Genomic DNA, 12463 nt, shown 5'->3' on the forward strand with positions numbered 1-12463 from the left:
AGGGTTAATTATGACACTTTTGTGACCTCTTGTAATAAAAGTCATCGTCACGATGAAAGCTTTGCTTCACCTCCCCATTAATTTTGTATGACGTATATAGCACCAATCAAACCGACAGATGCTACATTACAAATCAATCAATTAGAGAAGGTAAACCACCGCTATCCTCGGATCGCAATCTGGCTTCGTCCGCCCCCCATGGCTTCAACGGCCACTTGAACGCCGATACGTTCCACCAAGGTGCCAACGTGAGAAATCACCCCAATCTGACGGCCATCAGCTTGCAGCGCATCCAAACAAGCAAGCGCCATTTCAAGGCTATCTGGATCTAGCGTACCAAAGCCTTCATCGATAAATAGCGAGCCTAGCTGGCGTGTATCTGCTGCCAGCGAAGCCAGCGCCAGCGCCAATGCTAACGACACCAAGAAGCTTTCACCGCCAGATAATGATTCCACACTTCGCACTTCGTCACCCATATCATGATCGATCACTTGCAGTGCGAGCGGACTATTGGGAACAGGTTGAAGCGCATAGCGCGGCGCTAAGTCGTGCAAGTGCTCATTGGCGAGTACCACCAGCTGTTGCAAGGTTAACCCTTGTGCCAAGGTGCGGAATTTATTCCCGGTCGCCGAGCCAATCAGTTCGTTCATTTGTAGCCACAAATCAGCTTGTTCTTGCTGAGCGATCAGCTTCTGTTTCAAGTTACCGACTTGCTGCTCGGCTTTTTCTGCATTATCAATCTGTTGGCGTAGTTGGAACACCTGCTCATCTTGCGATGATTTCATGCTTTCCCAATCAGCTAATTGTTCAGTTTGCTGGGCAAGATCGTCCGCAAATTGATGTTCGCTAAACCACGCTTTTGCCGCTTGTAATACTGGCTGATATTCAAGCAAGGCTTGCTCTCGTTCAGCCAGTAATGTTTGCGCTGCTGAGACGGCTTGTTCAAACGCTTTCAGCGCCGACCGCTCTTGGCTTAACCATGCCTCATCTTTATTCAACAGCTCGGTTAGTTGGGCTTCTTCAAGTGTGAATTTAACTAACCACTGCTGCCACGTTGCTTGATGGGTTTCACGCTCTTTTTCTGCATCGGCTTGCTGCTGTTTAATATTCACCACATTGGTGACTGCTGCTGTTAAACCATCTTGGATTTGGCGCAACTGCGTTTCTACATCAGCTAACTGTGCTTGGCTTTTGGCCAACGATATCTTGTGGCTATCTTCTAGCGTCGTAACCGCCTGCTCACCAATAAGCTCACAACGTTGCAGCCAGAGCTGCTCTATAGTTTGGTTAAGTTGTTGATGGGCTTTGTCCATCTCAGCGTAATCATCTTGCGCTTGCGTCAGTGCCAAAGATTGGGTGGCCAGCACTGGTGCTAAATCGATCAGCTGCTTCTCAACCTGTTCCAATGTTTGCGTTTGTTGATGATAGTGCTCAACCGCTTGTTGAAGCTGTTCGATATATTGCGTTTCACCCAACTGACGTAGCTGTTGAAGCCACTCATCTCCGTTAAATACAGCATTCAACGCACTATCACGCCCGTGTAAAATCTCTTGCTGTACTTGGCTCTGTTGCTGAATAGAGTGCACCCTTTCTTGCCATTGCGCTGCCTGTTGTTGTAGCTGACTCTGCGTCTCTTTTAAGGCACCTTCTTGCTGCTGTAAACGCTGGAGCACTTGCTGTTGCTGGCGTACCTGATTCATCTGCGCTTGGCGTTGTGCCAGGCTTTGTTGCAGTGCTTGGTAACCCGCTAACTGTTCTTCAAGCTGTTGCTGCCACAGTTGTTGTTGCTGAGTGATCACCGTACTGTTTGGCCGTTCGTCACTAAACACATCAAGCTGCTGCAAAGCCACTAACCCACCATCGGCGTTTAGTGCCACCAGCAAATCACAATGCTGGCTCAGTGGAGCAGTGAACAGTGGCTGTAAACGTGTTAATTCATCGTTTAACCCTGCCATACGCTGCTGCAGCTTAGGCTGTTGTAACTGCAAAGTATGGGCTTCATTTTCAAGCTGCTGCATTTGCTGGTTAAGCGCGTGAAGATTCTGGCTTTGCGCCGTCAGTAAGCTTTCAACAGCAGGTTCATCGCTCGCATAAGGGTGCTCATGCGAACCACACAAAGGGCAAGCTTCATCAGGTTGTAGCTGAGCACGGTAGTCACTCAGGCTAAGTACCGCACGGCTTTGCTGTAAAATGGTTTCGGCTTCTTGATGACGAATTTTGAGCGCCGCTATATCCGGTTGAATCTCAGTTAAACGTTGTTCTGCCGCCACTTGATCCGTGACGAGCTGCTGATACTCACCATAACGGGTTTGTATTTGCGCCAGATAGCTTTCACTTTCTTTCAATACCGCAATACCACTACGCAGATTGTCTAAGCTGGATTGCTGTTGTTGTAACTGCTGTTGCTCCGTCGCTTGCTGCTCCGCAAGACTATCAAAATCAAGCCCGGCCAATTGCGTTTCACTTTCTTGGCGCTGACGATGAAGATCGTTTAGCTGCTGATCCACCGCCTCTTTTTGAGCCTGATGATCTCGTTGATCTTTTTCGATCGTCTGCTTTTCTTTGCTCAAGGTGCTGAGCTGACGATGCGCCGCTAGATACTGACTCAGGCTACTTTGCACCGCATCGTACTGGCCTGAAACAGCTTTAATGGTTTGTTGCTGCTCAAAGAAAACACCAAGCTGCTGTTGCTGGTGTTGCAACTGCTGCTGGTGTTGCTGATTTTTCGTGACTACCTGCTGCTGCTCGGTCACTTTACTTGCTAATGCTTGCTGCGCTTTCTGCTGCTGAGTACCTTGCTCTTTGTACATCCCGAGCTGCTCATCTAGCCGTGCCGCTTCTTTTAGCTTAGGTTCTAGCGCGTGCCAAGCGTGATCTATCTCGGCAACCGCTTTTTTAGCCAGCGTGACGGAACTGTTGGCGCTATTAGCTTGGTTCTGCTGCGTATTCACCGCTTGTTCTGCACTGTGCAATGCAGTAACCAGTGTTGAAATACGCTGCTGTACTTGTTGCAACAATACGTAATCACTGCGGGCTGGCTGAGCTTGTTCTATCTGTTCAAGTTGCTGATAACGCGGCTTGGCAGCCGTTTGTTGTTCAGTGGCTGCCACTAGCTGATCTTTGGTTACACTCACCCGCGCCGCCAATTGCTGTTCAGACGCCACGGCTTGTTGATGCTGCTTGAACACTTGAATATTGGTCGTCAACTGCAACAAGGTTTGCTTGAGTGTCGCCAGTTGTTCATTTAACGCCTGCTTGTCTTCGTCAGACAGCAACGCAATGTCACCCAACTGTTTTTGTACTTGCTCTAGCTGTTGTTTTTCTTCTCGTGCTCGCTCGTAAGCCGCTACCGACAAACGGCCATAAATTTCACCGCCCGTCATACGCTCTAACAGCGCAGCGCGCTCATCGGCACCTGCTTTTAGGAAAGCGGCAAATTCACCTTGTGGCAGCATCACTGCACGACGAAACTGCTCAAAGTTCAATCCAACTAAACGCTCTATCTCTGCCTGCAGCTCTTGTTTTTTACCCGCAAATCGCTGACCAGTTTCAATATTTTCCAGCCACTGTTCCGAGTTTTGAATGCGCCCATCAGCACGTCCACGAGATCGACGAACGTACCAGTGAGCACGCCAAAAGCTACCGTCGTTAGCAACAAAATCAACTTCAGCAAAACCTTCTGCTTTGCCGCGCGACAAAATACTGCGCACATCGTTGGCTTTGATACGGCTATTGTCGTTATCTCGGCCAATTTCGGCATCGTTTTTCTTGTTGGCTTGCAAGCGAGGTATACGGTCATAAATCGCTAAGCAAATGGCATCCAATAAGGTGGATTTACCCGAGCCTGTTTTACCGGTGATCGCAAATAATCCACTGTCACCCAAACGGCCATTGGCAAAATCAATCTCGAACTTAGACTGAAGGCTGGCAAGGTTCTCACCACGTAATGCTAAAATTTTCATCTTTAATTCCCCAGCCTATTTATTCTGCTGTATCGCTTTCTTCAACTTGCACCAACAAAGATTCAAACGCCCCCGTCATGGCAGCACTTGGTTCACCTTCGTATTTTTTCGCCCAGCTCAAGGCAAAAACTTGTTGGGGTGAAACTTCAGATAATCGACGCTGATTGAGCGGATTTTCCTGCTCTGTTTGCTGATAGTGCGGGGTAATTTTGGCAAGACGTACCGCTTTGCCATCTAAAGCTTGCAGTACTTTTTCACGCAGTAAAGCTTGTGGTTGATCAAGCAAAACATGCACTTCTAAGAACGGTTGTTGCTCACGTGGTAGCACGTCAACATCAAGCGCTTCAAGGGCTTTAATCACCTCATCCAGTGGTGCTGGTTTGGTCGGCACTTTGAGCATGTCGACCGTCCGTGGAATAAATACTTGCTCAATATCGCCCACTTGCGAGCCTGACAACTCAGTGATCACCACTTGGTGTTTATAATCACGCTCCGACATCGATAATGGCAATGGCGAACCGCTATAACGAATGTGTTCTTGCTTAGCAACGCGCTGCGCTAGGTGTAAATGCCCTAACGCGACATAGCTAATATCATCAGCAAAAATAGAGGCAGGTAGCGCATGTTGATTCCCGCCTAATACGCGGCGCTCTGACATTTCAGACAACTTGCCCGACGCCATATACGCATGCCCCATCCCAATCAAAGCTTGCTGATCGGTACAACGTTCGCGGGCAGCCACTGTCATTTCTGCGTATAAGGTTTCAACCCCTTTGATTAAGCGATCGTCATTGTCTTCTAGCGCGTCAGTACGTAAATCGGCACTGCGCAAAAATGGCACCGCAAGGACCCAAGCCGTTTGCTCACCGCTGTGGTTAGTCAGTGGCACCAGCATACGGTCACAATCTAGTTCACCATCTTCATGGCGATGAATACCGCCGACCATGTGCAAATCAAACGCTTTAAGCAGCTCATGGGGGGCATCCAGTTTGCTTGGCGAATCGTGATTACCACCGATCATAACCACATCTAGCTGCGGCATGTTTTTCGCCAGTCGCGCCAAGAAGCGGTAAAGCATCCGCCATGCACTTGCAGGCGGGTTTGCGGTATCAAAAATATCCCCCGCCACTAATAAGGCATCAATTTGGTGCTGCTCTAAGGTGTCAGCTAACCAATCAAGAAATGCTTGATGCTCATAATCACGGCTGTAACCGTGCAGTTGATGGCCAAGGTGCCAATCTGATGTGTGGAGGATTTTCATAACAATTTTATTCACGCTACCCAGTGATTTACTGCCATCGATTGTAACCCACTGGCTTTGATAGCAAAGCTATATGCAGGAGAATTTGCTAAAAACCACAGCAAACAAATCAGAAATACAATAAGATTGGCAACCTAATGCCCAACCTAGGATTTGTAGCAGCCATGATGTGGTTTAAAAACATACTGACCTATCGCTTTACTCGCGAAATCGACCTTAATCCAGATCAACTTGAAAAGCAGTTGGAAGAATTCCGCTTCACGCCTTGTGGAAGCCAAGACCAACACAAATTTGGCTGGGCGCACGCTTTAGGTAAACACGGTGATATGTTTACCCATGTTGCGGGTGACAACATTCTTATTTGCGCGCGCAAAGAAGAAAAAATGCTGCCTGCTTCTGTGATCAAAGAATCAATGAACAACAAGATCGAGATGCAAGAAAAAGATCTTGGTCGTAAGTTGAAGAAAACAGAAAAAGACACCATCAAAGGTGAAATCGTGATGGATCTTCTGCCACGCGCATTCAGCCGTCACTCACAAACTTACGCACTGATCATGCCTAAAGAAGGCTATGTGATTGTGGATGCGGGTAGCTTCAAAAAAGCAGAAGATTTGCTAGCACTGCTACGTAAATCCATCGGTAGCCTGCCTGTTGTACCTGTTACACCAGAAAAACCAGCAGAGCTGACGATGACTGAATGGGTACGTTCAAACGCGAGCCCAACAGGCTTCACCATTGGTGAAGAAGCTGAATTCAAAGCCATGCTAGAAGACGGCGGTGTGATCCGTTGTAAACAGCAAGACTTGAGCTGTGATGAAATTCTGGCACACATCGAAGCTGACAAACTAGTTACTAAGCTTTCGCTTAACTGGCAAGATCGCATCGACTTCATTCTTAGCGATGACCTATCCGTGAAGCGTCTAAAATTCAGCGATGAATTAAAAGATGAAAACGAAGACATTGACCGCGAAGAAGTGGCTGCCCGTATTGATGCCGACCTTTCGCTGATGTGCGGTGAATTCTCGGCGTTCTTACCGAACCTATTTGAAGTGCTTGGCGGTTTAGAAGCAAAAGAATAAGGCGCTCGCCTCGTTCAATTTATTTGCAAGGCTGCCCACAGTGGCAGCCTTCTTTTTACGAACTTCTTTCTTTACTTACTTCGATTTACTGACTTCTAGCAAGAATCACAATTGATCGATTCGGTAAATAACACGCTCTCATGCCTCTAGTTGATAATCACTCGCAGTACCCGCTCTAAATCTAGGTCTATTCCTATCCTTATATTGCCTTTGTGGGCGAGTTCACAGTAAAATCGCGCCTCCTTCCGCATCACTAGGTGATTGCGGCCTGATTTGCAATCAGACACAGAGAATTATAGAGCTATGTTTAAACCTGAATTGTTATCCCCTGCCGGTAGTCTTAAAAACATGCGTTACGCATTCGCGTACGGTGCAGATGCAGTCTACGCTGGCCAGCCACGTTACAGCCTTCGTGTTCGTAACAACGAGTTCAACCACGAAAACCTAAAAATCGGTATCGATGAAGCCCATGCTCAAGGCAAGAAGCTTTACGTGGTATGTAACATTCAGCCGCATAACTCGAAACTAAAAACCTTTATTCGCGATCTTAAGCCTATCGTAGACATGGGCCCAGATGCCCTAATCATGTCGGATCCAGGCCTTATCATGATGGTACGTGAAAACTTCCCTGACGTCGTTATTCACCTATCTGTTCAAGCGAATGCTGTTAACTGGGCAACCGTTAAGTTCTGGTCAACGCAAGGCGTTGAGCGTGTGATCCTGTCGCGTGAACTTTCTCTAGAAGAAATCGAAGAAATTCGTGAAAACTGCCCAGAAACAGAATTAGAGATTTTCGTACACGGTGCACTTTGCATGGCGTACTCAGGTCGTTGCCTACTTTCTGGCTACATCAATAAGCGCGATCCAAACCAAGGTACTTGTACTAACGCTTGTCGTTGGGAATACAAGGCCGAAAAAGCAACGGAAAACGATGCAGGTCAAATCGTTGAAGTTCAAGACGCAGCTGCAGTTCAAATGCAAGATGCAGAAGAGCGCCCAGACAACACCCTTGGTCTTGGTAAACCAGTCGACGATGTTGTACTACTAAGCGAAAGCCACCGTCCTGAAGAAAAAATGGCGGCGTTTGAAGACGAGCACGGCACTTACATCATGAACTCAAAAGACCTACGCGCAGTTCAGCACGTTGATCGTTTGACTAAGATGGGTGTTCACTCGCTGAAAATCGAAGGTCGTACTAAGTCTTTCTATTACTGTGCACGTACCGCACAGGTTTACCGCAAAGCCATCGATGATGCAGTAGCAGGTAAAGAGTTTGATGCAAGCCTAATGGGCACCCTAGAAAGCCTTGCACACCGTGGTTACACCGAAGGTTTCCTACGTCGTCACACACACGACGCGTACCAAAACTACGACTACGGCTACTCAATTTCTGATTCTCAACAATTTGTGGGTGAGTTCACTGGTAAGCGCCGTGGCGATCTAGCTGAAGTTGAAGTGAAGAACAAATTCGTTGTTGGCGATAGCCTAGAAGTAATGACACCAAAAGGTAACGTTATCTTCGGTCTTGAGACAATGGAAAACCGTAAGTCTGAAGTCATCGATGATGCAAAAGGTAACGGCCACTTTGTCTTTATCCCTGTACCACAGGATATGGATCTTGAGTTCGCTCTACTTATGCGTAACTTAAACTCTGGTCAAGACACACGTAACCCACACGCACAACAAAACGGTTAATTTAGGTTATGGCGTTATTCATTACCGATAAGTGCATTAACTGTGACATGTGTGATCCTGAGTGCCCTAACGAAGCGATCACCATGGGCGATTCAATCTATGAGATTGATGTCGACCTGTGTACAGAATGTAAAGGCCACTACGACAAGCCAACGTGCCAGTCGGTATGCCCGATCACTAACTGCATTATCGTTGACCCTAACCATATTGAGTCTGACGATGAGCTACTCGAGAAATTTGTGATTATTCAAGGGCTAACCTAAGGGCTAGCCTTTCTAACCGAAAAAGTTAGACACAAATGGGTTCGATCAAAAAAGCGCCGTTGGGCGCTTTTTTTGTGTCTGCTATATCAATGATATATTTCAGAACGGAACTGTTATTTCAATAATGCCATGCACTGCGCGGGCGGGATCTTAGCGGGTTTCTTTTTCTTCGGGATCGAGGCTTTCACCGTTTTCTTCTTATCTGATTTCACTTTAGGTTTAGGTTTCCAAGACGCGAGTTCTGCCCCACAACCATCGCCTGCTGGCGGTGCTTTTTGCGCTTTGCAATTGTCACTGCCTTCTGGGCAATGCAAACGCACATGAAAATGATAATAGTGTCCCCACCATGGACGCACTTTTTGCAGCCAATCGCGTTCTTTCCATTCCCGTTTACACAGTTGTTCCTTGATCACTGGATGTACAAAAATACGCGCGACCCGCTCATCGGCGGCCGCTAGCTGCACTAATAACGCCTGCTTGTCGCTCCAATTCGCTTTATTGATTTTATAATCTTTGATGTGAACCATCGGCAGCGGCTGTGCTTCAACCAAGGCATTTTTATCCAATGGCTTGTCGGTTATTTTTAACCAAATATCCGCATCCAACCCCGTTTGGTGACTCGCATGACCTGACGAAAAACGGCCTCCGCGCGGCATCGCAATATCACCGACCAATAAATTACCCAGTTCGAGTTGATTCACCTGTTTCGATAGCTGTTGCAGGAAAACAATCATCTCTTCATGGCCATAATAACGACCACGATGAGAACGGATCACTTGATAGCCGTCACCTTGCAGAGGCAGTGCCGATCCGCCAGCCATACACCCGTTACTGTAGGTACCGATAGACTCAGAATCACCTTTGCTTGGCTCGCTCACTTTCTCCCACGGGCTTGCCATAGCCGAAGACCACGAGGCCAGAGCAACCCCAAGGAAAAGACAAATATTCATTAAAAAAGTTCGATGCACAGCAGCCCTCCATGGTCCACGCCTAAACATAACGCTTGGGTATAGCATAGCAGCCCTGAATCGCAGCCAATAAAAAAGCTGCCAGTGGCAGCTTCAATAAAAGTAACGCAACATCGTCGCGCTTACTTCATTTGTTGGTCTAAGTTCAAAATAGTTAAGGCATTACTCACACTGGTTGCTAATACATCTACGATCCCAGAACGTAATGCGCCTAATAACGCCAGTGCTTTACTGTTTTCGGCCGCCGTCACCACCACGGTTGGAATATGGCGCAACTCTTCCATGCTTAAACCAATCACCCGATCGCTCATCACAGTATCGGCTTTGTTACCTTGGCTATCAAAAAAGTCATAACCGGCAATATCGCCGACCACGCCTTTTCGGATCCGCGCTTCAACAATCTCTTGTGGTGTAAACCAGCCCAGCTTCACCATATGGCTGTTCTCGTTCATGTCACCAACACCGACCAAAGCAACATCGGCACGGCGAGCACGGTCTAAGGTTTCTTTAACTGTGCCATTTTTCATGAAAGCTTCTTTAACCGTAATATCTTCCACGTAAGCAGGCGCATACAAGGTCTCACTGATCCCATCGTATTTTTTGGCTAGCTGACGGCAAATATGGTCGGCGTTAATCGCGTTACCCGAACGGTGCGTACCACCAATACCACAAACAAAACGACACTTACGATGCGGCACGACTCCGACGTGGTTAGCAATAGAAGCGATGTTGCGCCCTTGTCCCACAGTTACCACCATGTCGTCGGTTAGAATCGATGAGAGATAACTTGATATCAAACTCGCCACTTGCTGACGTTGGCTTTCATCGTCTGGCTGATCCAGTGCAATTAAGGCGCGCTTAAGGCCAAAACGTTCGACAAGTTGTTGCTCTAGTTTTTCACTAAATACGGGGTGGTATTTCACTGTAATTTCAACCACACCTTCATCACGCGCTCGGCGTAATAAACGACCGACTTTGGCACGCGACATCCCAAATTTTTTAGAGATCTCTTCTTGGGTTGCGCCTTCTTGATAGTAAGCAATCGCAATTTCAGTCAGTTGGTCACTGTCGATATGGGTAGATTCAGCTGGTGTGGTCATTACAAGATCTATTACTTAAGAATCAATATGTTCATCATACAGAGATGCAGCAGATCAGGCGAGATGTAGATCAAAACAGAAATAAGGAAAGTAGCAAGTACAGCAAAACATCAAATAATCAGCTTAGCGCTGAACACTTTTCACAACAGTAAATAACACCTCAAATCAAAGAGATATACTGTTGATTTATTTATGCTTATTTACCTGTGCAGCTTTTGGAGCATAGGAACCCAAAAGCTGTGTTAAATGGCTTGTACACTCGTTACTGTTAATTTGTAGCTAATCAAACTCACTGTACTTCGAGATTATGGTTTCTAGCTTAACAGCCTGATTTTCCGCTCTACGATCTTGCCAACTAACTGAAACCTCAATTTTCTTCATCCCAATAGCTGGCAAATTGTCTTTTACAACAACCGTACGTGTAGCATTTTTATTGCCAAGCACTACAGCATCTGTGCCATTCACAATCGAGTCATAAGCAATAGTGCCACCCGCAGCACTTTGAGAGCGCGTACGATAAAGCTCTAGCTTTTCTTCGGCGAAGTGAAGCGCATCTAATGTATGTAACGCATTTTCTGACCTTACATCCATATAGGTCTGCATTTTAATGAGGCCGAGAATTGCCACGGACATAACAAGTAATGAAAGCAAAACTTCAATTAAACTTGATCCTTTTTGATTAGAAGTCATTCCATGATCCTTTTAACCATTTAACCTCACCGCTACTACCGCCGCCGAACTTGGAAAAGTATTTTCCGTTATAAGTTAACGCTGCCGATGTTTCTAATAGTGCATTTTGAATATCATCACTATTTTTATACTTTGCATCAAGAATGAAACCACCACTAATCCATAAAGAACCAAACAAGTAAAAGCTAGAATTTTCGACGTGGTTAATCCCTATTGCATCATTCCTAAAATTATTATTCGCTTGACAGATTTGGGCACACGCTTGACTATTAGCCCATTGATTAGGTGGAATCTTATAGTCTAAGTTATAGTGGAATATAATCCCCTCAAACTGATTACTTGAACTAGATTTATTATTTGGAAACATTGAAAACTGGCCATCATGAATAAGAAGCATCACTCCTTTTAATTTAATTGAAGCTTTTATCATTTCCCCAAAATCAGCGCCATTAATATCACAGTGCCCTTCAACCCAAATTTTATCACTTCCTTTATTTAGAGCATCAACAATTGCAGGCCCACAACCAGAAAAACCATCATAATAGATATCACCTACTCTATCTTTTAGATTTTTATCCGCTAAAGTAACATCAAATTTCTCTTTTCTTACTTTCTCATGATTTAGATCTTTAACACCAAAGAAATCTTCAAATGGACTCATTGCAGGATCTTTTACAATATCCTTTTTAAAAGGTGAACCTCTCGTGAAATGAGAAGGTAAACAATTTTTACCTTTAGGATCAAAAAAAGGCTTAGGTCGCAAACCTTGATTAACAAGCCCGCCAGCAGGTTCGAAAATATCTCGGGCTCTTACAGCTATGCATTCCCAGCCATCCCCTTTTTCAATACCAGGATCAGGTAACTCAATCATGATAGAAGAACGAGTATACATATTAGACCCAGTCTGAAGAACACCCGACGAGTTATTTGCCGAATTAACAACAACGGTTCGCTCTATATGTTTATTTGCACGACCAGCATAATTTGACGAAAGAACGAAATCTGAACTAGAGGGTATTTTTATTGCTTTTAATGTAACTCCCAATTCAGAGTTACAACCAGAGGGAAAGAAACCAGACATATCTGCATTTGCAGGGTTTGATGAATTTTTCATGGTTGAATAACCACATTCTAATCCTCCCTCAGCTTTCCAATGTGCTTGAGAGGTTAAGACTTCATTTTGCGTTCTCTTGATTTGATAGTAAGTGTTTTTATACGATGCTAATGAGAATAGCAACGATGCGACCGCTACCATTGATGTTACTAATAAGGTGATTGCGCCTCTTTGCTTATTCATCATCCCCAATTCCTTGTTTGGATAGTGACCGATTTTTTATTTGACATTTGGCTACCTACATTAGACACATCGATATCTAACGTAATTAACTGACTTGTAATACCACCTTTGTTAATCATCTTTGTTTTTATATCAAAAGCATTTACAT

9 protein-coding genes are annotated in these 12463 nt (G+C 45.6%); 3 read left to right on the forward strand and 6 right to left on the reverse strand.

Annotated features, from left to right (window positions below; genetic code table 11):
- Positions 1–161: 161 nt before the first annotated feature.
- On the reverse strand, positions 162–3962 hold the full coding sequence (locus ASV53_RS09580; protein ID WP_094956933.1) for an AAA family ATPase: 3801 nt from the start codon (positions 3960–3962) through the stop codon (positions 162–164).
- Positions 3963–3981: 19 nt separating this feature from the next.
- A complete protein-coding gene (locus tag ASV53_RS09585; RefSeq protein ID WP_094956934.1) occupies positions 3982–5223 on the reverse strand; it encodes an exonuclease SbcCD subunit D C-terminal domain-containing protein in 1242 nt (413 codons plus the stop codon).
- Between the two features lie 167 nt (positions 5224–5390).
- On the opposite strand from ASV53_RS09585, the gene rdgC reads away from it, so the two are divergent.
- The 3 genes from rdgC (at position 5391) to ASV53_RS09600 (ending at position 8260) form a co-directional block, all read left to right on the forward strand.
- A complete protein-coding gene (rdgC, locus tag ASV53_RS09590) occupies positions 5391–6302 on the forward strand; it encodes a recombination-associated protein RdgC (protein WP_189337854.1) in 912 nt (303 codons plus the stop codon).
- Between the two features lie 303 nt (positions 6303–6605).
- Positions 6606–7997: a prephenate-dependent tRNA uridine(34) hydroxylase TrhP gene (gene trhP / locus ASV53_RS09595; protein WP_094956935.1), complete on the forward strand. Its 1392-nt coding sequence runs from the start codon at positions 6606–6608 to the stop codon at positions 7995–7997.
- Positions 7998–8005: 8 nt separating this feature from the next.
- Positions 8006–8260: a YfhL family 4Fe-4S dicluster ferredoxin gene (locus ASV53_RS09600; protein ID WP_062691342.1), complete on the forward strand. Its 255-nt coding sequence runs from the start codon at positions 8006–8008 to the stop codon at positions 8258–8260.
- A 113-nt stretch (positions 8261–8373) separates the two neighbouring features.
- Here the strand turns inward: ASV53_RS09600 and mepA are convergent, their stop codons facing one another.
- The 4 genes from mepA to ASV53_RS09620 form a co-directional block, all read right to left on the reverse strand.
- Positions 8374–9210, reverse strand: coding sequence for a penicillin-insensitive murein endopeptidase (mepA, locus tag ASV53_RS09605; protein ID WP_094956936.1), 837 nt, complete (start codon positions 9208–9210; stop codon positions 8374–8376).
- A 140-nt stretch (positions 9211–9350) separates the two neighbouring features.
- Positions 9351–10328 carry a sugar-binding transcriptional regulator gene (locus ASV53_RS09610; protein ID WP_062691340.1) on the reverse strand — a complete coding sequence of 326 codons (978 nt, stop codon included), beginning with the start codon at positions 10326–10328 and terminating at the stop codon, positions 9351–9353.
- Positions 10329–10607: 279 nt separating this feature from the next.
- Positions 10608–11018: a type IV pilus modification PilV family protein gene (locus ASV53_RS09615; protein ID WP_094956937.1), complete on the reverse strand. Its 411-nt coding sequence runs from the start codon at positions 11016–11018 to the stop codon at positions 10608–10610.
- Positions 11008–12318 carry a hypothetical protein gene (locus ASV53_RS09620; protein ID WP_094956938.1) on the reverse strand — a complete coding sequence of 437 codons (1311 nt, stop codon included), beginning with the start codon at positions 12316–12318 and terminating at the stop codon, positions 11008–11010. Before ASV53_RS09620 ends, ASV53_RS09615 begins: the two co-directional genes overlap by 11 nt.
- Positions 12319–12463 lie beyond the last annotated feature (145 nt).

Source organism: Photobacterium sanguinicancri, assembly GCF_002265265.1.
Taxonomy (GTDB): Bacteria; Pseudomonadota; Gammaproteobacteria; order Enterobacterales; family Vibrionaceae; genus Photobacterium; species Photobacterium sanguinicancri.